This is a genomic window from Denitrobacterium sp. (assembly GCF_056180635.1).
In genome coordinates this window covers 1-23,259 of sequence record NZ_JAZZJS010000061.1, presented here as the reverse complement: position 1 = coordinate 23,259, position 23,259 = coordinate 1, and the positions used below count along the sequence as shown (strand labels likewise).

Below are 23,259 nucleotides of genomic sequence, written 5' to 3'. Positions count from 1 at the left end.
ACGGCCCCGAGCATGCCCGAGACCGTGCGAAAACAAGCACATCAAAGAGCGCCTACAGGCTTCGGGTCTTCTCCATCGCCCTGCGTACGGCATGCATGGCCGCAGCCCTGAAACCATCTTCCTCGAGCGCTTGCACGCCCTCGATGGTGGTTCCTGCGGGAGACGTAACCATATCCTTCAGCTGACCGGGATGCTTCCCCGTTTCGCGCGCCAGAAGCGCGCTGCCCATAACGGCCTGCGATACCACCTGGTACGCATCGGCGCGGGGCATACCCTCGGCCACAGCCGCATCGGCGAGCGCCTCGATGAACAGGAACGTGAAGGCCGGGGTGCACCCAGCAACCACGCCGATGACATCGACCATCTGCTCGCTCATGGGCAGGGCCTTGCCGCACGAGCCGAAGATGTCGAGCGCGACGCGCATATCGTCTTCGGTGGCAGCGCCATTAGCGCACAGGCCCGACATGCCTTCGCCCACCAAGGCGGGCGTATTGGGCATGCAACGGATGATGCGAACGGGACGTGCCGTTCCAGCGGCTTCGCGCGCCTGGGCGAACTGACCTTCCATCCACGCGATGCTCTTGCCCGCCGCAATGGAGATGAACAGCGGATTGGCCTCTTCGGCGGCGATTTCCGCGATAACCGACGGCAGCACCGCAGGCTTCACCGAAAGCACCACGACATCGCACGTGCGCACGACTTCGGCATTGCTCGACGCAGGGGTAATGCCCCACTGGGCCGCGAGGCTGGCAAGCTTATCGCGAGAGGGGTTGCTCGCCATGACATCGGATACCGCGACAAGACCGGCATCGACGATGCCTCCCATGATGGCCGACGCCATGTTTCCCGCGCCGATAAAACCTATTTTCATCTGCTGCACCTCCTGTGCACGTTCTTTCCCATAATAGCCGAAAAGCACCCCCAGGCGAATCGTACAACTTGCGCGATTCGTCCAGACGGGCGCTTTTCGTCATAAAGCCGCTACACAACGGCTAGTCGAGCTTCAGATCGCCATCCTCGATGATGCCGAAACGACGGAAGAGCAGGCCGAAAGCCCAGGCGAGCACCGCGGGAAGCACGAAGCAGACGGCGATGAGGCCAGCCCATTCCGCAACGCCCGGAACGGCTCCACCGGATACCCAGCCCGTGTACAGGCCAATGGGGCCAACCAGACCGCACGTGCCCATGCCGCTGGCGATGGCCGCGCCGTTCTGCTCCATATGGAACAGGCACGTGGCGATGGGGCCCGTGATGGCGGAAACGAGAGTGGGAACCACCCAAACGACGGGCTTACGCATGATGTTGCCCATCTGCAGCATCGACGTTCCCAGACCCTGGGAGACGATGCCGCCCCAGCCGTTATCGCGGAAGCTCAGCACGGCGAAGCCCACCATCTGGGCGCAGCAGCCCGCCAGAGCGGCGCCGCCCGCAAGACCAGTGAGGCCCAGAGCCGCGCAGATGGCAGCCGAGGAGATGGGAAGCGTGAGGGCGATGCCCACGACCACGGAAACGATGATGCCCATCCAGAGCGGCTGGAGCTCGGTCGCCCACATGATGAAGCCGCCCACGGCGGAAGCAAGTGCGCCAATCCAGGGGCCGATGGCAACCGCAAGGCCGCAGCCCACGAGGATCGTCACGCCAGGAGTGACGAGGATGTCGACCTTCGTCTCGCCATGCACGGCCTTGCCGAATTCGGCGGCAATGACGGCGATGACGAGCACGGCCAGAGGACCGCCCGCCCCGCCTGCGCTATTGGAGGCATAGCCAACGGCCGCGAGCGAGAAGAGCACGAGTCCGGGGCTCTTCAGCGCATAGCCGATGGCCACGGCCATGGCTGCGCCAGTGGCCGCCTGGGCAAACGCACCGATATCGTTGAAGAAGGACACGCCGGAAAGAGAACCGATGGTGTTCAGGATCGTGCCGATCAGAAGCGATGCGAACAGACCCTGGGCCATAGCCGACATCGCGTCGATGGCATACCGTTGAAAACTGAACTCGATGTCCTTGCGCGCAAGGAACCCACGAAACCCGCCTTGCGTTTCCGAGACGTCACGAACTTCCGCATTTGCCATTGATAGCCTTTCCCCTGATGCGAATATTGGCGGATACCTTACGCTTGATGTAAAAATTCCCTTCCGCAAATGAGCAATCTTCAAAGAGTAAACTCATATCCTACCTGGTCAAATGAAACGATAGTGAATGGTTATCTCCCGAAGGCGAAGAAGGGTGCATTTGAGTTAGCATGGAGGGGTTGCACAAACGGAATTCGTAGTACATCCCCGACATGGAACAGCAAGGTAGGAACACGCATGCGCATAGGCTTTGATAACGACAAGTACATCGAACTTCAGGCGAACCACATTAGGGAACGCATTGCCCAATTCGACGGCAAGCTGTACCTGGAATTCGGCGGCAAACTCTTCGACGATTATCATGCAAGCCGCGTATTGCCCGGTTTCGAGCCCGACTCCAAGATCCGCATGCTCAAGAGCATGATGGACGACGTGGAAATCATCATCGCCATCAACGCGAACGACATCGAGAAGAACAAGATTCGCGGCGATTTGGGCATCGGGTACGACGATGACGTGCTGCGCCTGCTCGACGTCTTCTCGTCGATGGGCTTCATGGTGGGCGGCGTCGTTATCACGCGCTACACCGGCCAGCCTTCCGCCGAGGCATTCCGCACCCGCCTGGCGGCGCTGGGCGTGCGCAGCTGCCTGCACTACCCCATCGCCAACTACCCCACCGACATTGAGGGCATCGTGAGCGATAACGGGTTCGGCAAGAACGAATTCATGGAAACCACGCGCCCGCTCGTCGTGGTAACGGCTCCCGGCCCCGGCTCGGGCAAGATGGCCACCTGCCTCTCGCAGATCTACCACGAGCACAAGCGCGGCGTGAAGGCCGGCTATGCCAAGTACGAGACGTTCCCCATCTGGAACATCCCCCTGCGCCACCCGGTGAACATCGCCTACGAAGCCGCAACGGTCGACCTCGACGACGCAATCGCCATCGACCCCTTCCACCTGGAAGCCTATGGCGAGTCCACCGTGAACTACAACCGCGACATCGAAGTGTTCCCCGTGCTGAAGGCGCTCATGGAGCGCATCATGGGCGAAAGCCCCTACCAGAGCCCCACCGACATGGGCGTTAACATGGCCGGCCTGGCAATCTCCGACGACGAGATCGTGCGCGATGCAGCGAAGCGCGAAATCCTGCGCCGCTTCTTCCATACCTCCGTCGCCGTGAAGCAGGGCAAGGCCGACAGCGAGCAGATCGAGAAGCTCCGCCTGCTCATGAACCAGGCGGGCGTTAGCGAAACCGACTTCGAGGTGCGCACGAAGGCCCTGCTGAAGGCCGAGGCCACGGGTGGCCCCGCAGGCGCCATCGAAATGCCCGACGGGCACATCCTCACCGGCAAGACCAGCAACCTGCTGGGCGCGGCATCCTCCACGCTCATGAACGCCCTGAAGTACGCGGCGGGCATCGGCGACATCGACGTCATCAGCGATGCGGCCATCCAGCCCATCTGCCATCTGAAGACGTCGCATCTGGGCAGCCGCAACCCGCGCCTGCATTCCGACGAGACGCTGCTTGCCCTTTCCGTGAGCACCACCACGAACCCCATCGCGGAGGAGCTGATGAAGCACACCGACAAGCTACGCGGCTGCGATGCGTTCTTCAGCGTCATCCTCTCCGAAGCCGACGAGCGCCTCTACAAGAAGCTCGGCATCAACGTCTGCTGCGAACCGCGCTACGAGCTGAGCACGTACTACCACAAATAAGATTCGCCCCACATTGCGAAATCCGAACGCCCGCATCCGCTGCGGGCGTTCTTCGTATATGAGCGGGTTATCCGAATACCCAGCCCGTGGGCCCCAGGTACATGAAATGCAAGAGGGACAGAAAGCCATACGCGGAGAGAAGCACCCAGAAGAGCAGGTCGGCGAACCAGCGAGGCAGGCGCGACATGCCCTTGTCCATCAGCGGGTACACGACCCACACGATGAAAGTGGCGGCAATGGAGTACACAAGCGAATTCTGCAGGCAGATCTGCCCCATGAAATTGAAGGGCATGTTGCGGTAATCCCACAAGTGGTAATCGGCGTTCGCGGTAATGCCCGTCGTGAAGTCGATGGCCGTGCATGCGAAGGCGATGAGCAGAAAGCTTATGGGCAAGGCGATGGCTACGCGATTGTCGAAGCGCTTCATAAGCCATTCCTTGAACGGATGCAGAACAACGACCACCAAGGCGATGGCGATGCCCTCCGCGGAAAACGGGTAGAGCCACTGCTGCCAGAGCATCGCATTGCTCGGATCGTATTCGCCCATGAACACGCCTGCGACAATGAGCTGGCAGAAGAGCATTTCCGCCCAATGCCCCAGGAACGAGAAGGCTACGAAGTAGATGGCCAGGTCGCGCCAGAAAGGCCACTTCCTCATGCGATGGCGCACGGGAACGGACGCGCTCAGGAAGCGCTCGACCTCGGTAACGCTACGCAGGTGCACCGTGAGCGTCGCCCCCACCCTGCTCGACGCCGCCACGTACGAAACAACGGAGATGTAGATGAGCATCTGCACAAGCACGATGGAGAGCATGGGAATAACGCCAATGGCACGCACGACTTCCTCGGCTGCGCCCAGATACAAGTTGTCGATGAGCATGAGAACGCACGTGAGGAGCGTCGTGACGATGATAAACGGCCTGCCGAATGCGGCGCGCCGCGTGATGTACCAAATGGATAGCATCGAGGAAATGGCCCCGAATACCGAGCGGAATAACGAAAGGTCGTAGGCGAACTCCGCCGGGTTCAGAATGGCGGCATTCGCATAGACGAACAGGATTTCGAAGACGAAGACGATGCGCACGACCTGCAGTCCAGGACCCAATGGGGGAAGGGCCGAGCGCGCAGACGCACTATGAGCGGCATGCTGCAAACCTTACCCCCTTCCCGTGCACGAAGCGCATAGTGCTAGTGTAGCCTGCATACGGCATGCGGGGGATTTGCCCACGCATCGGGAAGGCAATTGTTACTTACACCATGGCTTTTATTGAGCGCCCATTCCGCGGCAAGGCATCCATGCGCGGGATTTGCGGAATGCGCCCCAAAACGCCCATCGACAAGCTACACTTGCCCTATGAAGAGCGAAGTCACATACCGCCTTGCCGTGCATCCCGCATCCGCCCACTTCGAGGAAGAGGGGCGTGCGCTTGCGGAGCACATCGGAGCGGCATACGTCGAGCCTAACGCCGACGCAACTTCCTTCGAGATGGTCCTGATGCTCGGCGAAGACGGGCTGGCCCTTTCCGTGGACGGCATGAGCCTGAGCGTCGACGTAACGCACGTGGCACGGCGCCTACGCCCCGACAAGGTGCATCGCGAGCTGCTCGTGCGAGCCGCGAAAACGAAGAAGGCAACCGCGCCCATCGCCATCGATGCCACGGCCGGCCTGGGCGAAGACTCCATGCTCCTCGCCGCCGCGGGCTTCACGGTATACGCCTACGAAGCGAACCCCGTTATCGCCGCGCTCCTGAAAGACACCATTGCCCGCGCATCGAAGCAACCCAAATGCGCACGAGCCCTGAAAAACCTGCACGTCATCGAGGGAGACAGCATCGAAGCGCTCAAGGCGTGCGAGCTACAGCCCAACGTGGTGTATCTCGATCCGATGTTCCCGGAGCGCACGAAGAGCGCAGCCGTGAAGAAGAAGTTCCAATTACTGCATCACCTGGAGCAACCCTGCAACAATCAGGAGGAGATCCTGCAGGCGGCGCTAAGCGCGCACCCACGCAAGGTGGTCATCAAGCGCCCGCTGAAGGGCCCCTACCTCGCTGACCGCAAGCCAAGCTACTCCATTGCGGGGAAAGCCATCCGCTACGACTGCATCGTCGTGGCGCCCGACGCGTAAAGCGCAACGTACTCGTTCAGCGCCCCCGTGCGCCCGTCGGCTCGATAGCGCACCACCGCATCGCCCTCGCAGGGCGCGGCGCCATCCATCAGGGAGCGCATGTCATCATCGTCGAAGCTATGGCAGTACCGGTACGCGCCTTCGCGCCCCTGCCATCCGATAATCCAATCGCCTTGCTCGAACGCATCGAAATCCATGTCGGGCGTACGTGAGCCCAGCTCCCGGCGCGCCACGTCATGCACCGCATGTGCACGAGCGGCAAGGCTCTCGTCATCCATGAAGCGCCAGAACGAGATGGCGAGTGCGCCGCGGAGCGCCACTGCCTTCCGCAACTCGCCCAGCAAACGAGCACGATAGAGAGCTCCGGGCACATGATGGAAGAATCCGAAGCAAACGACGATGTCGAACGATGCCTCGCTCACGCCAAGGCGCGAAAGAACATCGCCGTCGCTCGCCAAAAGCGACTCGATGATATCGACCTCGCGGTACGCGATATCGACGCCTTCGAGCCCCTCGTCGTTTGCCAGCTCGACGCAGGAATCCAATGCCATGACGCGAATGTCGGCCCGCGGGAAGCGATCGCAGAGAAAGCGCTCGAACCGGAACGTTCCGCACGCAACGTCGAGCACGCGCAGGGGCAACTCGCCCGTTAGGCGAGCGTCGTCACTCCCCCAGCGAAGGGCCAATTCGTCGCAGAAGCACACCCAACCAGGCCAGCCGGAATAACGCGTGGATGCGAACGTTTCGGCATTATTGCGATAGAACTCGTTGTTGAGCTGCGCGAGCGCTCGCGCGGTCGGCTCGTTCATGCGCCTGCGGCCTAGTCGTAGTCGGGAAACACGCGCGCACCCGACTCGTCGACGCTCACTATGACGCCATCGACGTCGCGCACGAACTTCGACAGCTTCGAATAGCCGAAGTCCTTCACGTTGAACTCGGGAAATGCCTCGTACACCATGTCGCCGATCTTGCTGAGACTCACGCCACCAGCCTTGCCCTTGCGCACTTCGTCGACGATGAACGACGACACTTCGCCGCGCAGGCTGTCGGCGTCGCGCAGGGCCACGAGCACCACGTTGTGCTTGCGCTCCAGCTGCAGGTTGGGGAAGCTCTCGAGGAACTTGGAAAGCTGGCTGTAGCCGAAGGCGCGCACGTCGAAATCGGGGTAGATGTCCACGAGACGACTGCCGATTTCGGCCAGGGAAATCTGCGTGCCCTTGCCGCTGTATTCGTTGATGATGTCGACAATCGCCGACGACGTCTCCTTCAGGCTCACGCCGTTTTCCTCGAGGGACTCGTCGGGGGAATTGCCAGATTCGCTATCGGCGCCTTCCTGGCTGATGACCTCGAGCGCCGTGAACACGGTACAGGCATTGCGGAACGAACGGGGCGTTTTCTGCTCGCCCATGCCCACGACGGTCATGCCCGCATCGCGCAAGCGGCTTGCGAGGCGCGTGAAATCGCTGTCGCTCGACACGATGCAGAAACCCTGCACCTTGCCTTCGTAGAGGATATCCATCGCGTCGATGATGAGAAACGAATCGGTGGCGTTCTTGCCCTTGGTGTTCGCGAACTGCTGCATGGGCGTGAGCGAATACTCCGCGAGCACGTCCTTCCACTTCCCCATCTGGCTGCTCGTCCAGTCGCCATAGATGCGGCGATACGTAACCTGGCCATGACGGCTCGTGAGCTCGTTCATGATGGCCTGGATGTACTTCGCGGAAATGTTATCGGAATCGATGAGCAGCGCAAACGATTTGCGGTCTTCCATGGGCTCGCCCCTATCATCGCACCCTGTCGAATACTTGCCACCCCGCATTTTATCGCATTGCGACCGCCCGTTCGCCCCACGCGCCCAAACGCGTGCGCCAAGCGGGAAGCGCCTGCGCAATCGCGCAAAGCGACCTTGCCAGGGAGAGTAGAATAGAAGCATGGATATCACGTTCGACAACAATGAAGGCGCCGCACGGGCCATACGCGCCATCGAGGCTTTAGAGGAAGCCGGGCTGGAAGCGTGGCTCGTAGGCGGCTGCGTGCGCGACGCGCTTCTGGGGCGCCCCGTGCACGATTTCGATATCGCCTGCAACGCGCTGTGGCAAACCACGCAATCCACGCTCGCAAGAAACGGATTCCATACCGTGGAAACGGGTGTCGCGCATGGCACCATCACCGCCATCCTCGAGGGCACGCCCCTGGAAATCACCACGTACCGCATCGACGGATCGTATTCCGACGGACGCCACCCCGATTCGGTGCAGTTCACCCGCTCGATTGAGGAGGACCTCGCACGACGCGACTTCACCATCAACGCGATGGCATGGCACCCCACGCGCGGCCTGCTCGACCCGTTCGGCGGCCGCGCCGATGCCGACGCGCGCCTGATACGCGCAGTCGGCGACCCCGAACGTCGCTTCGCGGAAGACGCCCTGCGCATCCTGCGAGGTGTGCGCTTCGCAAGCCAACTGGGCTTTTCCATCGAAGGGGCAACGGCGGAAAGCATGCTCGCGCAGGCTGCCAACCTCGATCGCATCGCCGCAGAACGAATAGCCCACGAAATGGACGGCCTGGTATGCGGCGCCTACGTGAGAGACGCGCTCATTTCCTACGTCGACATCATCGGGCACGTCATCCCCGAAATCCTGCCTATGAGGGGATTCGACCAGAAGACGAAATACCACATCTTCGACGTGTGGGAACATACCGCGCATGCCGTGCAGTATGCCAAGCCCGAACCGCTCAACCGCTGGGCCACGCTCTTCCATGACATCGGAAAGCCAGGCGTATTCACGCTCGATAGCGAGGGCGTGGGGCATTTCTACGGCCATGCGCACGAGGGAATTCCGCTGGCAAAACGAGCCATGAAACGCCTGAAGATGAGCCCCGCATTCATCAACCGCGTCGCGCTGCTCGTGAAATACCACGACTGCATGACCATCCCCGAACCGAAATACGTCAAGCGCCTCCTGCGCAAGCTCGACGGCGACCCAGCCCTGCTGCGAGCGCTCTGTGACGTGAAATGCGCAGATTCGCTTTCCCACGCCCCGGATTATCGCACGGGCGTGTGCCACGCCAAGCTCATCGAAGATTGCCTAGACACCATCCTCTCCGAAAAGCAGCCATTCACGGTAGGCGCCCTGGCGGTTTCCGGAAGGGAAATGCTCGCCTTGGGCATTCCGCAGGGCCCCCACGTAGGCGAGGCGCTTCACATGCTGCTCGAAGCCGTTATGGATGAAGCCATCGCGAACGACCGCAGCGAACTGCTCGTGCTCGCGCGCGAATGGTGGAGCAAACGTGAACGCGAGATAAAGCAGCCGTAAAAAAAACGCCACACGCCAACTATCAGCCATTACATATGGCACAACAACGCGTACAATACAGGCAAACAGCGCAATCACGCGGAAGGGCACCCTTTGAACCTGCAACCCATCGAGGAAATACGACCACGCATCTGGCGCGTTCAGGTTCCGCTGCCCGACAACCCGCTGAAGTTCCTGAATTCGTACTTCATGCTCGGCGACGACAAGACGACCATCGTCGACGTCGGCTTCGACAACGAGGAATGCGCAAGCACGCTCGGTAACGCCCTGAAGCATCTGGGGCGCACCTGGAGCAGCGTCGAGGTGATTCTCACGCACTCGCATCCCGACCACACCGGCTGCCTCGACCGCCTGTGGACACCGGGCATGACCGTACACGCGAACATGCATTCCTTCCAGGAAGTAAGCGACAACCTGGCAATGGAGGCCGAGGTCATCGAGCCGGTGCTCGAAGGCGTCGTAGGCGAAAAAGTAGGTCTTGCCGGGCGCACGGGCGGACGCGACGGATCGCGCACCGTGCTCACGAGCGAGCTATTGCCCCTGCGCAAGCGCCCCAACTTCCACTTCCTCGACGACGGAGACATCTTCGAAGCCGCAGGCTACACGTTCCACGTGATAAGCACGCCGGGGCACGACAACTGGCACATCTGCCTCTACGAGCCCAACGAGCGACTGCTTATCGCGGGAGACACCGTGCTCGAGCGCATCACGCCCACCGTGTCGACCTGGCTCACTTCGCACGACAACTTGGGAGCATTCTTGCACAGCCTCGATAAACTGGATACGCTCGATGTCGACCTAGCCCTGGCGGGACACGGTGAACCCTTCGGCCACGTGCACGAACGCCTGGCATTCCTGAAAGACCATCATGCCCAGCGCCTCGAGGAAATAAACGGACTGGTTGCCGCGGGCTATTCGACACTTGCTGACATCGCGCGCAACTGCGCATGGAAGCACAGCAACTGGGACAACTGGTCGTTGCAGCAAAAGTACTTTTCGCTGGGCGAAACGCTTGCCCATCTGGTGCATTTGATGCAGCAGGAACGCATTGCCTGCACGATCTGCGGCAATGACATGCGATTCCTGGCAATGCCGCAGACGTTCTAGCAAACGCCCTACGCGCGCTCTTCGAGCATTTCACGCGCATGCGCCAAGCTGGTACTGCCCGTATCGCCCGAAAGCATGCGCGCGATTTCGCTTACGCGATCGTCGTCGCGAACTTCATGCAATTCCGTAGAAGGCACCTCGCCCGCGGTTTTGCGCACCACGTAATGCGTGGATGCCACAACGGCAACCTGAGGCAGATGCGTGACGACGATGACCTGATGCGTTTTCGCAAGATCGGCCAGGACCTCGGCCAGCGCGCGGGCGGCGCCGCCGCCAACCCCAGCGTCTACCTCGTCGAACACGAGCGTTTCCACGTCGTCGCGCGAACCCATGACCACCTTGATGGCGAGCATGACGCGACTCGTTTCGCCGCCCGAGGCAATTTTGCCCAGAGGGCGGGCGCTCATATGCGAGCCAGGCTTGAAGAGGAACTCGACATCATCGGCACCCCGCGACGTCCAGCCATCGCGTTCCTGCAGCGAGACGCTGCACACGAGTGAGGCACCGCCCATTTCCAGGCGGGACATCTGAGCCGTTACCGCTTCCGCAAACTGGGGAGCCGCCGCAGCACGCGCTTCGTGCAGGACGTTGGCCGCTTGGGCAAGTCGCTCTTCCGCGGCGTCGACCTGAGCCTGTGCGCTCTTAAGACGCGCCTCGAGCGAATCGACGGCGAGAAGCGATTCCTGAGCCGCATCACGCGCCGCGAAGACCTGTTCCATACCCGGACCCCACGTGCGCATGAGCCCCTGCAGCTCGCCTAGGCGCTCCTGCAGCGAGGCAAGGTCGCTGGGAGAATATTCAAGATCGTCGCGGTATGCGCGCGTGTCGCGGGACACGTCTTCTATGACATAGCTACTTTCGCGCAGGCTGGAAGCCAACGCGCCCAGCGCTTCATCGACGCCGGCAACGCGCTCGAGCAGACCCGCCGCCTGGGAAAGGGCGTCGAGGGCCCCACCATCGCCCGAGAGGGCTTCATAGGCTGCGGAAACGGACTGCATGAGGAGCTCGGCATTTTCCGCGCGGGGAACGAGGCTGGCGAGCTCTTCGTACTCGCCCGGCTGGGGGTCGACCTCGGCAATGCGCGAGACGATGTAGCGCGCTTGGTCGACTTCCTCGTTGCTCATCTGCCCCGCCTTGCGCACGGCTTCCAGGGCCGCGATGGCTTCCCGCGTTTCCTTCCAGGCAACGGCATATGCGGCCATGGGTTCCGCCAGGGACTCGCCCATCCACGCGTCGAGCATGGCGATATGGTTCGAAGAGGCGCGCAGGCGCTGATGCTCGTGCTGACCGCACAAATCGACGGTGGCGCCAACCGTGCGCGCAAGCTGCTGCACGCCGGAAATGGAGCCATCGACATGCACCCTGCTGCGCCCATCGGACGAAAGCGTGCGGCAGACCACCGTTCCCTCGGAATCGGTTTCGCTGGAATGGAAGAAACGACCCTCGACGGTGAGAGAGCTGGCTCCTTCGCGCACCATATGCGCGTCGGCGCGTTCGCCCACCAGGAGTTTCAAAGCCGAAAGGAGTGCCGTTTTACCAGCACCCGTTTCGCCCGTAACGGCCGTGAGGCCGCGCGCGGGAGCGAGCGTGGCTTCGCGGATGAGGGCAACGTTCTTCACATGCAGTTCGTCAATCATGCCTTACGCTTTCGACGGGGTTGCAAAAACACGAACAAGTGTACCATATTTCTTATCGTATAATACTGCTTTGTAATTACGCCAACCGAAGTTTGGGGTGGGAAGGGGCAAGCAAGGGGCCACTGCGCCCTTGATGCGGCTTTCACCCCGGCAGACCAGGAACGCCATGATTTTCTACTTCACCGCAACCGGAAACTCCCTCGACGCCGCCTACACCATCGCAGAGGCAACGAACGACCGCATTGCCAGCATCGGGCGCGCCACCAAGGAAGAAGCCTACGGATTCGAAGTGGAGCAGGGCGAACCCCTGGGTTTCGTCTTCCCCGTGTACCTGTTCACCACGCCGCGCATCGTCGACGAGTTCCTGCGCAACGTGCGCTTCATCACGCCGAACGGCAACCCCTTCGTGCCAGGCTATTGCTACTGCGTCTTCACCTGCGCCGCCATCCCGGGCTCCACGGCAAAGCACTTCGAGCAGGGCCTTCGCAAGCACCAGAACATCAGGCTCGACGCATCGTACTCCATTGCCACGGTAAGCAGCTGCACCTACCTCACGGGCCCCGGTTCGCGTGCGGCGCAAGCGCGCAAGCAGGAGGAAGCGCATAACCGCGCACGCTCGATCGCCCGCGACGTAAGCTCGATGAAGTTCGGGCATTTCGAGACGCGCAACCCCATTGGCACGGCCTTTTCGGCGGTTACGGGAAAAGAGGGCAAGCGCTTCTCGGTCGAGAAATTCACCGTCGACCCTAACGTATGCTTGCACTGCGGCACCTGCGTCGAAATGTGCCCCACCAACACCATCCGCCTCGACAACGGCTATCCGGTATGGCTCGAGGGAAACTGCACGCAGTGCCTCGCATGCCTGCAGCGTTGCCCCGTGCATGCAATCCAATTCGGGAAATCGACGCGCCATCGCGCCCGCTACCTGCACCCCATCCTGAAAAGCAGCCAGGCCATGAACGAGGCCATCGCCCAGACGCTCGACATGGAAGCGCCCGAACCGGAAGCGCCGGTATACAACAGCGTCGAAGCCTTCGAGCTCGAACCGGAAGACATTTCCATTGATGGCGCAAAAGCGGAAGACGAATGCGCGCATGAAGGCGCGAGCGAAGAAGAGCTACCTTCCGAGCTGGGCTTTGATGGCAGCAGCGATGCCAGCGGCGTCGACGCCCAGGCGACCGAATAGCACATCGACGGGACCCTGCTCGATGAATTCGTCGGGCAGGCCCATAACGCGCACGGGAACGGCGATGCCCTGGCGCGCAAGCGATTCGAGCACGGCGGAACCCGCACCCCCGCAAACCGTACCCTCTTCGACAGTGAGCACGAATCCGGTGGCTGCAGCTTCGCGAACGGCATCGTCATCGACGGGCTTCACCCAGCGCATATCAACGACGCGCACGGAAATGCCTTCTTCTGCAAGCTGGCTGGCCGCTTCCTGCGCGTACTTCACCATATGGCCGAACGCCAGAATCGCAGCATCAGACCCCTCGCGCACGACGACGCTCTTCCCCACGGGCCACGACTCGGGGGCGGTGGGCAGCGGCACGCCTTCTGCCTCGCCGCGCGGATAGCGAAGCGACACGGGGCCATCGAGTTCGATGGCCGTATGCAGGGCGTTCACGAGCTCGGCCTCGTTCGAGGGGGCCAAAACGCGCATATTGGGAACCATGCGCATGTATGCCATATCGAACACGCCGTTATGCGTAGGGCCATCGTTTCCCACAAGGCCCGCGCGGTCGAGCGCAAACACCACATGGCGATTCGCGAGCGCATTGTCAATGATGACCTGGTCGAGGGCACGCTGCAGGAACGTGGAGTAGATAGCCACGACGGGCACCTTGCCCGAAGCCGCAAGACCGCTTGCCAGGCCCACGGCATGCTCTTCGGTAATGCCCGTATCGATGAAGCGATCGGGGAACTCCTTCGAGAATGAGTCGAGGCCCGTGCCGTCCTTCATGGCCGCGGTGATGGCGATGATGTCGCCGTTTTCGCGCGCTTCGTTTATCAGCGCGCTTCCGAAGACGCTCGTGTATTTCGGATTGGCATTCGGCTTCTTATGAACCTTGCCCGTGGCGATATCGTAGGGGCCCACGCCATGGAACAGCTCGGGGTTCTGGCGTGCGGGCGCATAGCCGATGCCCTTCTTGGTAACCACGTGCACGAGCACGGGGCCGTTGCTTTGCAATGCGACGTTGAACATATCGCGCAGCTGATGCAGGTCGTGGCCGTTCACGGGCGGCGTGCACGTGATGCCGAGCTGCTCGAAAAGCATGGCCTTGGGAATAACCAGGTGCTTTACGGAGTCCTTCATGTTGCGCCCAAGATTGAGCATGCCCTGCGTGACGTTGCCGCCATCTTCCATGGCGCCCTGCACGGCATCGCGCGTTTGGCGGTAGCGCGCGGAAGCACGCAGGTAGCCGAAGTGACGCACGAGCGCGCCAACCGGACGCGAAATCGACATGCCATTGTCGTTGAGCACGATGACCATGGGAAGCTGTTCCTGGCCGATGTGATTCAAGGCCTCGAAGGCCATACCACCAGCCAGCGATGCGTCGCCGATGACGGTGACGATCTTGCGGGAATCGCCATTGAGCTTGGAAGCGTACGCGAGGCCCATGGCAACCGAAAGGCTATCGGACGCGTGACCCGAAGGGTGCACGTCATATTCGCTTTCAAGAGGATTCGGGAACCCAGTGATGCCATCGATCTGGCGGAGCGTATTGAACCTGGAAAGGCGGCCCGTAAGGAGCTTATGGGCGTATGCCTGGTGCCCCACGTCGAAGACGATGCGGTCTTCGGGGCAGTTCAGAAGAGAATGAAGCGCGACGATGATTTCGACCGCGCCCAGACTGGAAGCAAGGTGGCCGCCATTGGTAGAGGTGACGGAGACAATCTCCTCGCGGATTTCCTTGCAGAGGATGGAGAGCTCTGGTTCAGAAAGCAGCTTAATATCGCTAGGATTGGCAATCATATCGATAATTCGATGCTTGTCTTCCACGCTTCCCCTTCCATTCAACGTTTCCCTGTACCGTACCATGCGCACCCCCGCTTTACCAGCAAGGGCAAGGTTACGGATTAGAGCGAACGCGCACTTTCGCCCGGCGCGAACTCTTCGATATGGGACGCGCCAACCTCGTCGGTATCAAGCGCAGCGCCCTGGGCTATACCCTCTTCCAAAAGCGAAGAGGCCTGCATGCCAAGCTGAACCGCTTCCTCGAAAAGAGAAAGGGCATCATCCAGGGGCATGTCGGTATCTTCGACAGCCGCCTGGATTTCCTTCAAACGAGTATTGATGCTCTCGAACGATGTCTGTTCGATTTCGGCCATGCGCTACAGACCTTACTGTTCGCTGGCGGAGTCGCTGGGGGCAGCGGCGATATCGCCTTCGGGGATATCGGAGCGATGAAGCGAGAGGTCTTCCTCGACCTCGGGAACTTCGCCCAGGCCCTGATCGCGAGCGATGCGGCCCAGAACGCCGTTCACGAAGCGCGAGGAATCGTCTTCGCCGCCAAATTCCTTGGCGAGCTCCACGGCTTCGTTGATGCACACGGAAACGGGCACATCGGTTTCATGGAGCATCTCGAAGACGGCCATGCGCATGATGGAACGGTCGACGAGCGGCATGCGCTCGAGGGACCAGTTCGCGGAAGCCTCGTCGAGAAGCTTGTCGATGCGCACGTGATGCGCAGCCACGCCGCGCAGCAGCTCGATCGCGTACGGAGGCAGCGTGCCGCCTTCGGGAAGGGCGTCTCCCCTGTCGGCGATTTCCCATGCGGGAACGCCCGTAATCTCGCTTTGATACAGAACCTGCACCGCCATGCGACGGGACAGAATACGTTCATGACGTTTGTTCATGCTATACAACCACAACTATTCGAAACGAATGCCGTCGATGAAGACATCGACGTTTGACACAGTAATACCCACCTGAGTGTTCACGGCATCGGCAACGGCCGTGCGGATGCGACCGGCGATTTCGGGCAGGACCTGACCGAAGAACACCTCGACGCGAACGCTCACGGAAATGGAGCCCGATTCGGTGGGCTCCACCTGAATGCCCTGGGTGCTGGGCTTCTGCTGAATAGCGGAAAGCAGGCCGCTGGTGGTGGAAGGAGCGCCAACGCTGGCAACGCCTTCTACATCCTTCAGCGCGATGGCGATGATGGTTTCAACAACGCCTTCGGCGAGAGCCATGCCTTCAATATTCAAATCTGACATGCTTTAATCTCCCATCTCGGTTTCAATGAAATCGGTATAGGCGTTTCCTTCCACGAACGCGGGCACGTCGAGTACCGCCTGATGGAAGGAAATCGTGGTATTGACACCCTCGATCTTGAACTCATCGAGAGCGCGCTTGCCGCGGGCGATTGCCTCGGCACGCGTGGAGCCCCACACGATGAGCTTGGCGATAAGGGAATCGTAGTACGGGCTGATGCGGGAACCCTGCTCGAGGTAGCTTTCCACGCGCACGCCCGGACCAGCCGGAAGCGTGAACTTCGTGATGGTGCCGGGGCTAGGGCGAAAATCATGCTCGGGGTCTTCCGCATTGATGCGGAATTCGATTGCATGGCCGTACGGCGTGAACGGGGCGCGCTCGGCGCAGGTCATGGGCTCGCCAGCCGCAATGCGAATCTGCTCCTTGATGATGTCGGTGCCCGTGATCTGCTCGGTTACGGGATGCTCTACCTGAACGCGCGTGTTCATTTCCATGAAATAGAACTTGCCGTCTTGGTCGAGCAGGAACTCGATGGTGCCCGCGGAGCGGTAATCGACCGCGCGAACGGCCTTGATTGCCGCAACGCCCATGGCGCGACGCGTTTCGGCGTCGAGCGCAGGACTGGGGGCTTCCTCCAGGAGCTTCTGATGACGACGCTGAATCGAGCAGTCGCGCTCGCACAGGGCAACGCGGTTGCCGAAGTCGTCGGCGAGAATCTGGATTTCCACGTGGCGCGGACGAAGAACGAGCTTTTCCAGGTACACGTCGTCGTTGGCGAAGGCGGCCTTGGCTTCCGACTTCGCGGCGAGGAACTGGCTTTCCAGCTCTTCCGCCTTGTGCACTTCGCGCATGCCCTTGCCACCGCCACCAGCGCTGGCCTTGATGAGCACGGGATAACCCACGCGCTCGGCAAAGGCGCGAGCTTCCTCGACCGATTCCACGGTGCCATCGCTACCGGGAACGGTGGGGACGCCGCAGCGCTTCATGGTATCGCGCGCAACCGACTTGTTGCCCATGCTCTCGATGCACTCGGGGGACGGGCCGATCCACACGATGTCGTTATCGGCGCAGGCGCGGGCGAAATCGGCGTTCTCGGACAGGAAGCCGTAGCCCGGATGGATGGCCTGCGCGCCGGTGTTCTTCGCGGCGGCGATAACGTTGGCCATCACCAGGTAGCTCTTGTTCGCAGGAGCAGGGCCGATGCACACGGCTTCGTCGGCATAGCGAACGGGAAGCGTGTCTTTGTCTTCAGTGGAGTACACCGCAACCGTTTTGACGCCCAGCTCGCGGCAAGCGCGCATGACGCGCAGCGCCACTTCCCCGCGATTGGCGATAAGGATTTTATCGAACATTATGCGTTCTCCGGACCGGTAGCGTCGTTTGCATTGTGGGGCTCGATGTAGAAGAGCACCGTGCCGAACTCGACGGGCGTGGCGTCTTCAAGGCAGACCTCGCGGATGGTGCCCATCTGCTCGGCGCCGATTTCGTTCATGAGCTTCATGGCCTCGATGATGCAGAGCGTCTGGTTGGCGGCAACTTCATCGCCAACGGTGACGAACGGCGGCTGATCGGGCGCGGGAGCCACGTAGAACGTGCCCACCATGGGAGCCGTGACGGGAATCCAGGAAGCGGGGCGGCTGGACTCGGCTGCCTGGGCGGGAGCCGCGGGGGCAGCTGCGGGAGCCGCAGGAGCTGCAACAGGCGCGGGAGCAGCGGCAACGGCCTGAGCGGGAGCAGCCTGCATAACACCGGGCATGCGGACGGCGATGCGAGCGCCCTCTTCTTCCACGATGATTTCGCCTACGCCGCTTTCCTCTGCGACGCGAACCAGCTCGCGAATCTGATTGATATCCACGTAATCTTCCTCCTTGGTTTCGCTCGACTCCTCTTCCATCAGGAATTCGACCGACTTCGATGTACGATGCTTGCTAAGGTACGTACGCGCCTCGTTCGGGAACATGGCGTACATGAGCACGTCTTCTTCGCTCTGCGCCAAATCGCCGATTTCCTCTTCGAGCTCGGCGAACGTGGTGGTTACCAGGGAACCGGGCGCAACGCTGGGATCGAGACGCTCGGCAGCGCCCACGACCTTCTTCACGATGTTCGGGTCCATGGGGCCCGGAGCCTTGCCGTAGTAGCCGCAGATGTAATCCTTCATTTCCTTGGAAACGATGCCCCAGCGCTTGCCGGTGAGCACGTTGAACACGGCCTGCGTGCCAACGATCTGGCTCATGGGCGTTACGAGCGGCGGATAGCCGACTTCGGCGCGAACCTTGGGGATTTCCTCCATCACGTCGGGCAGGCGATCGAGCGCGTTCTGCGTCTTCAGCTGGGAGACGAGGTTGCTCATCATGCCGCCGGGCACCTGATGGCTGTACACCTTCATGTGAATGAGGCTGGAAACGCCGCGCTTGTAGTGGCTGCGCTCGCGCACCTGCTCCCAGTATTCGGCGATTTCGAACAGCAGATCGAGGTTGAAGCCGGTATCGTAGCGGCTTTCCTGCATGGCGGCGGCAATCATTTCCACCGCGGGCTGGCTGTTGCCGAAGGCAAGAGGCGCGGTTGCGGTGTCGACGATGGCAGCGCCGGCTTCGGCGGCCTTGATGTAGTTGGCAGGAGCCATACCGCCAACGTAGTGGCAGTGCACGTGCACGGGCAGGCCGATTTCGGCATTGAGCGCGCGCACCATGCGCTCCGTGCGGTACGGGGTGAGCATGCCGGCCATGTCTTTGATGGCGATGGAATCGGCGCCCAAATCCTTCAGCTGCTGAGCGTATTCCAGGTAGCTATCGAGCGTGTGAACGGGGCTCATGGTGTAGCTGATGGCACCCTCGAAGTGACCGCCGCACGCCTTGATGGCGTCGGCGTTGTCGACGACGTTGCGGATGTCGTTCAGAGCGTCGAACACGCGGAAGATATCGATGCCGTTGCGCTTGGCTGCAGCGATGAAGCGCATGCAGACTTCGCGCGAGTAGTGCTTGTAGCCAACGAGATTCTGGCCACGGGAGAGCATGGACAGACGTGTGTTGGGCGTTTTCGCCTTGATGGAACGCAGGCGCTCCCACGGGTCTTCGTCGAGAAAGCGCAGGCACGAATCGAATGTGGCGCCGCCCCACGCCTCGATGGCCCAGTACCCCACTTCGTCCATCTTCGGGAGAATGGGGAGCATGTCGCCAACGGGCATGCGCGTTGCCCACAGGCTCTGCTGACCATCGCGTATGGTGGTATCCATGATCTGAAGCTTGGGCATATGTGCAAACCTCCTAGGTTTCGAACTCAACATTATAAATAGACGCGCAGCTACAAGCTCTTACGCGGGTAATTTCATGGACAAGGTACACAAAAAGGGCGGCGAGTATCTGCTCGCCGGGAACCGCATACGAAAAACGGGTTGGAAGCCTGCGCCCCAACCCGTTTGGCAGTTCGAGCGGGACCGAGGCTATAGCGCTGCCTTCACCTCTTCGGCGTCCTTTCCGGGGAAGTACTTCTTGCCATCCTTGTTCCACTGCACGTATTCGGCCGTGGCCGTGAACAGTGCGTCGGACGAGGAATTCAGAGCGGTTTCGCAGGAATCCTGCACCACGCCGATGATGAAGCCGATGCCCACCATCTGCATGGCGATGTCGCCGCCGATGCCCAGCAGCGAGCAGGCCACGGGAATGAGCAGCAGGCTGCCGCCGGCAACGCCGGAAGCGCCACATGCGGAAACGGCTGCGAGAACGCACAGGATGACGGCCGTGAGGAAATCGACCTGAACGCCCATGGTCTGAGCGGCGGCCATGGCCATGACGGTGATGGTGACGCAAGCGCCCGCCATGTTGATGGTGGCGCCCAGCGGAATGGACACGGAGTAGTTATCGGGGTCGAGACCCAGCTTGCGGCAGAGCTCCATGTTCACGGGGATGTTGGCCGCGGAGCTGCGCGTGAAGAACGCCGTGATGGCGGAGTCGCGCAGGCAACGAAGCACGAGCGGATACGGATTCCTGCGGATATTCGCCCATACCATGAGCGGGTTCGTGACGAAGGCGATGAAGAACATGCAGCCCACGAGCACGAGCAGAAGCGTGCCGTATTCGGTGAAGATGTCGAGACCGCTGGTGGACACGGCATCGTACACGAGACCAAGAACGCCGAACGGGGCAAACGAGATGATGATGCGCACGACGCGCTGAACGGCTTCGGCGATGTCGAAGAAGAGGCGCTTGGTGCCATCGCTTGCGGCGCGCAGTGCTACGCCGATGAGCACGGCCCAGCACAGGATGCCTAGGTAGTTGGCTTCGGTAAGAGAGCCAACGGGGTTCGAGACAACGCTGACGAGCAGGTTGGAGAGAACCTCGCCCACGCCGGACGGAGCCGTTTTCGTGGCAGCTTCCACCCCTTCGAGCGTGACGTGCAGCGGAAAGATGAACGTGGCCAGAACGGCGACGACGCCCGCAACGAACGTGCTAACCAGGTAGAGCACGACGATGCGCTTCATGGCACCCACGCGAGCGGCATTGCACAGGGCGCTGATAATCAGGAAGAAGACGAGAATGGGGGCGATAGCCTTCAGAGCCGACACGAACAACGTGCCCAGCAGCGCGATCCATTCTGAATTCGGGATAACCAGCGCGAGTACGGTGCCGACGACAAGACCGCACACGATACGCAGGATGAGGCTCCACGAATTCCATGTTTCCCAAATCTTTTTCACGGTGATTCCTCTCGTTAGGCTATCTAAGTATTTTCACTCTATTCAACTGTAGTGACAAGAGGGTTTGCCCAAATAAAACGGCGGACGGCCCCGCCTGGGAACCGCCCGCCGCAAATTTCTATGCGTTCACTAGGTTAAACGCGCTTAACGAAGCGACCGTCGCGCGTGTCGATCTGCACGACCTCGCCCACGTTGATGTACATGGGAACGTTCACCACGGCACCGGTTTCGAGCGTAGCGGGCTTCGTGCCACCCTGAACCGTGTCGCCCTTGAAGCCGGGGTCGGTTTCGGTGATTTCCAGCTCGACGAACATCTGCGGGGTGATGCTGATGAGCTCTTCACCGGCGTACTGCAGCGTGACTTCGTCGTTTTCCTTGAGCCACTTGGCGTTGTCGCCGATGACGTCGGCGGGGATGCTCATCTGCTCGTAGGAGACGGGATCCATGAAGTAGTAATCGGCACCGTCGTTGTAGAGGTACTGCATCTTGCGCTCTTCCAGGCGGACGCTATCGAACTTGGTGCCGCTGTTGAACGTGTACTCGACCACGCGACCGGTGCGGATATCGCGCAGCTTCGTGCGCACGAAAGCACCGCCCTTGCCGGGCTTCACATGCTGGAATTCGGCGATGGTCCAGAGCTTGTAGTTGTATTCGATGCAGATGCCATTCTTGAAGTCTGCGGTGGAGATTGCCATATCGGATTACCCTTCTTGTCTTCTTTGCAAAGATAACCGCTAGATTATAACCGAATCGTGCGTGGATTGCGTAAACACCCTGAAACCATCACGTGTGACGATGCCGAAGTCTTCCAGGCGCATGCCGAATTCACCTTCGATGTAGATGCCGGGTTCGACGGTGACGACGTTGCCCTCTTCCAGGGGGCGCTCGTTCCTGGGGCTTAGAACGGGCTGCTCGTGGATGTCGATGCCCACGCCATGACCCAGGCCATGCCCCATCGCGCCAGCATACCCGCCCTGGGCGAGCACCTCTTCCGCGAGCTCATGCGCTTCGCGGCCCGTAACGCCAGGGCGCAGCATCGCCTCCACCTGCTCGTTCGCGCTGCGCAGCACGCCATAGGCATGCGCCAGGCGCTCGCTGGGCTCGCCCAGGAACACCGTGCGCGTCATGTCGCTGCAATAGCCAAAGGCACGCGCGCCGAAATCCATCACCACGCACTGCCCCGCTTCCAAGCGCGTGGAGCCGGGGATGGCATGCGGGCATGCACCGTTGGCTCCCGTCGCAACGATCGAGGAGAATGCGAGGCCACGCGCGCCATGACGCGTCATGTAATCCTCGAGCTCGATCTGGACTTCGCGCTCGGTCATGCCGGGCTTCATGAACGACACGATATGCTTGAAGGCCGCATCGGTAATGGCCTGCGCGGCGATAAGGCGCTCGACTTCGAAGCGGTCCTTCACGGCACGCAGGGACACGCCAAAGCCCGCAGTCTCGCGCAACGCGGGAGCCTGTTCGCCCCATGCCTGCTCGAGCGAGCGGAACTCGCGCAGGGGCATGTCATCCTCAATCGCGATTTCGGCCGCGTCAGGGCATACGCGTGCAAGCCAGGAGGCATGCGTCGCGCGGGAATCGTCGATGGAAATCTGGGAGCCCGCCGCAGCGGCACGGCAGGCAGCTGAATAGCGAGAGTCGGTATGGAGCACGCACGTCGAGGGCGTAACGAGAATAGCATGCGCGCGCTCGTCATCGAACACGTCATCGAAGGCCGTGAGCCAAGCGATATTGCTCGTATCGCGCACGTACAGCGCCTCGACGCCCTCGTGCGCCATCTTTTCGCGCACGCGCGCAAGACGCAAATCGCTCGCAGAAGAATCGTTCTTCACGGAGCTCATCCCCTATCTGGTTTTCGATTGGATACTGGCTGAAAGCCTATTTCGAGCGCGCCCAAGCGTCAAGGTGCTCGCTCAGAACGCCCTCGTCGACTGCACGGACATCCCATGCGCCCACATCGCTGGGAATGACGAAGCGAATCTGCCCATCGCGGTTCTTCTTGTCGGCGCGCATGGCATCGATGACGTCGCTGGGCGACGCGGAAAAGTCGAGCGCCGGAAGACCCAGGCTATCGAGCAGGGCGTCCTGCTCGCGCACGAGGTCGATGGGAGCGCCAGCCAGGGCAACGCCCAAGCGCATGGCGAAGCGCATGCCCTCGGCCACGGCGGCGCCATGGGAGTACACGCCATACCCAGCGAGCTTCTCGATGGCATGCCCAAGCGTATGACCGTAGTTCAGGCACTCGCGCGCGCCATTGCGCTCCTGCTCATCGGCGGCAACGACGTTCGCCTTGAACACCACGCTGCGCACGATGGCCTCGTTCACGACGGATGCATCGCGCTGCGCGAGGCGTTCGGCATGCTC

At 61.2% G+C, this 23,259-nt stretch carries 21 protein-coding genes; 5 read left to right on the top strand and 16 right to left on the bottom strand.

The genetic code is table 11. The annotated features are described in order from the left end of the window. Nucleotides 1-52: 52 nt before the first annotated feature. A complete protein-coding gene (gene proC, locus AC04P6_RS05340) occupies nt 53-871 on the bottom strand; it encodes a pyrroline-5-carboxylate reductase (RefSeq protein ID WP_475565583.1) in 819 nt (272 codons plus the stop codon). Nucleotides 872-992: 121 nt separating this feature from the next. Beyond that, nucleotides 993-2,072, bottom strand: coding sequence for a PTS sugar transporter subunit IIC (locus AC04P6_RS05335; RefSeq protein ID WP_475565582.1), 1,080 nt, complete (start codon nt 2,070-2,072; stop codon nt 993-995). A 237-nt stretch (nt 2,073-2,309) separates the two neighbouring features. Here AC04P6_RS05335 and AC04P6_RS05330 point away from each other — a divergent pair, with 237 nt between their 5' ends. Continuing rightward, a complete protein-coding gene (locus AC04P6_RS05330) occupies nt 2,310-3,788 on the top strand; it encodes a DUF1846 domain-containing protein (RefSeq protein ID WP_475565581.1) in 1,479 nt (492 codons plus the stop codon). Nucleotides 3,789-3,855: 67 nt separating this feature from the next. Here the strand turns inward: AC04P6_RS05330 and AC04P6_RS05325 are convergent, their stop codons facing one another. Then, nucleotides 3,856-4,893 (bottom strand): putative ABC transporter permease, encoded by a 1,038-nt coding sequence (locus AC04P6_RS05325; protein ID WP_475565580.1) that lies wholly within the window; start codon nt 4,891-4,893, stop codon nt 3,856-3,858. 249 nt (nt 4,894-5,142) lie between these two features. On the opposite strand from AC04P6_RS05325, the gene AC04P6_RS05320 reads away from it, so the two are divergent. After that, nucleotides 5,143-5,913: a class I SAM-dependent methyltransferase gene (locus AC04P6_RS05320; protein WP_475565579.1), complete on the top strand. Its 771-nt coding sequence runs from the start codon at nt 5,143-5,145 to the stop codon at nt 5,911-5,913. Here the strand turns inward: AC04P6_RS05320 and AC04P6_RS05315 are convergent. After that, nucleotides 5,880-6,722 (bottom strand): class I SAM-dependent methyltransferase, encoded by an 843-nt coding sequence (locus AC04P6_RS05315; RefSeq protein ID WP_475565578.1) that lies wholly within the window; start codon nt 6,720-6,722, stop codon nt 5,880-5,882. The two genes, AC04P6_RS05320 and AC04P6_RS05315, sit on opposite strands and share 34 nt — an antisense overlap. A gap of 11 nt (nt 6,723-6,733) precedes the next feature. Further along, a complete protein-coding gene (locus AC04P6_RS05310; protein WP_475565576.1) occupies nt 6,734-7,684 on the bottom strand; it encodes an NYN domain-containing protein in 951 nt (316 codons plus the stop codon). A 160-nt stretch (nt 7,685-7,844) separates the two neighbouring features. Between AC04P6_RS05310 and AC04P6_RS05305 the strand changes: the two genes are divergently transcribed. Continuing rightward, a complete protein-coding gene (locus AC04P6_RS05305; protein ID WP_475565575.1) occupies nt 7,845-9,230 on the top strand; it encodes a CCA tRNA nucleotidyltransferase in 1,386 nt (461 codons plus the stop codon). A gap of 93 nt (nt 9,231-9,323) precedes the next feature. Beyond that, entirely contained in the window at nt 9,324-10,337 is a 1,014-nt protein-coding gene (locus AC04P6_RS05300) for an MBL fold metallo-hydrolase (RefSeq protein WP_475565574.1), read from the top strand. Nucleotides 10,338-10,345: 8 nt separating this feature from the next. Here the strand turns inward: AC04P6_RS05300 and recN are convergent, their stop codons facing one another. Beyond that, complete coding sequence (recN, locus tag AC04P6_RS05295) at nt 10,346-11,974, bottom strand: DNA repair protein RecN (RefSeq protein ID WP_475565573.1); 1,629 nt, start codon at nt 11,972-11,974, stop codon at nt 10,346-10,348. A 166-nt stretch (nt 11,975-12,140) separates the two neighbouring features. On the opposite strand from recN, the gene AC04P6_RS05290 reads away from it, so the two are divergent. Beyond that, nucleotides 12,141-13,160, top strand: a complete 1,020-nt coding sequence (locus AC04P6_RS05290; RefSeq protein WP_475565572.1) for an EFR1 family ferrodoxin — start codon at nt 12,141-12,143, stop codon at nt 13,158-13,160. Here the strand turns inward: AC04P6_RS05290 and dxs are convergent. The 10 genes from dxs to AC04P6_RS05240 form a co-directional block, all read right to left on the bottom strand. Beyond that, the gene (gene dxs / locus AC04P6_RS05285) at nt 13,092-14,948 is read right to left on the bottom strand and encodes a 1-deoxy-D-xylulose-5-phosphate synthase (protein WP_475565595.1); all 1,857 of its coding nucleotides are present in this window, start codon (nt 14,946-14,948) and stop codon (nt 13,092-13,094) included. The genes AC04P6_RS05290 and dxs overlap by 69 nt on opposite strands. Before the next feature lie 104 nt (nt 14,949-15,052). Beyond that, nucleotides 15,053-15,304: an exodeoxyribonuclease VII small subunit gene (locus AC04P6_RS05280; protein ID WP_475565571.1), complete on the bottom strand. Its 252-nt coding sequence runs from the start codon at nt 15,302-15,304 to the stop codon at nt 15,053-15,055. A gap of 12 nt (nt 15,305-15,316) precedes the next feature. Continuing rightward, complete coding sequence (gene nusB / locus AC04P6_RS05275) at nt 15,317-15,832, bottom strand: transcription antitermination factor NusB (protein WP_475565570.1); 516 nt, start codon at nt 15,830-15,832, stop codon at nt 15,317-15,319. A gap of 15 nt (nt 15,833-15,847) precedes the next feature. Beyond that, nucleotides 15,848-16,195 carry an Asp23/Gls24 family envelope stress response protein gene (locus AC04P6_RS05270; protein WP_475565569.1) on the bottom strand — a complete coding sequence of 116 codons (348 nt, stop codon included), beginning with the start codon at nt 16,193-16,195 and terminating at the stop codon, nt 15,848-15,850. A 3-nt stretch (nt 16,196-16,198) separates the two neighbouring features. After that, nucleotides 16,199-17,545, bottom strand: coding sequence for an acetyl-CoA carboxylase biotin carboxylase subunit (accC, locus tag AC04P6_RS05265; protein ID WP_475565568.1), 1,347 nt, complete (start codon nt 17,543-17,545; stop codon nt 16,199-16,201). After that, entirely contained in the window at nt 17,545-19,443 is a 1,899-nt protein-coding gene (gene accB / locus AC04P6_RS05260) for an acetyl-CoA carboxylase biotin carboxyl carrier protein (RefSeq protein ID WP_475565567.1), read from the bottom strand. Before accB ends, accC begins: the two co-directional genes overlap by 1 nt. 189 nt (nt 19,444-19,632) lie before the next feature. Further along, nucleotides 19,633-20,886: a serine/threonine transporter SstT gene (gene sstT, locus AC04P6_RS05255; protein WP_475565566.1), complete on the bottom strand. Its 1,254-nt coding sequence runs from the start codon at nt 20,884-20,886 to the stop codon at nt 19,633-19,635. 134 nt (nt 20,887-21,020) lie between these two features. Then, the gene (efp, locus tag AC04P6_RS05250) at nt 21,021-21,581 is read right to left on the bottom strand and encodes an elongation factor P (RefSeq protein ID WP_475565564.1); all 561 of its coding nucleotides are present in this window, start codon (nt 21,579-21,581) and stop codon (nt 21,021-21,023) included. Between the two features lie 39 nt (nt 21,582-21,620). Further along, nucleotides 21,621-22,736 carry a M24 family metallopeptidase gene (locus tag AC04P6_RS05245; protein ID WP_475565563.1) on the bottom strand — a complete coding sequence of 372 codons (1,116 nt, stop codon included), beginning with the start codon at nt 22,734-22,736 and terminating at the stop codon, nt 21,621-21,623. 37 nt (nt 22,737-22,773) lie between these two features. Then, a partial coding sequence (locus tag AC04P6_RS05240) for a 3-dehydroquinate synthase family protein (protein WP_475565562.1) occupies nt 22,774-23,259 on the bottom strand: 486 nt, incomplete at its 5' end.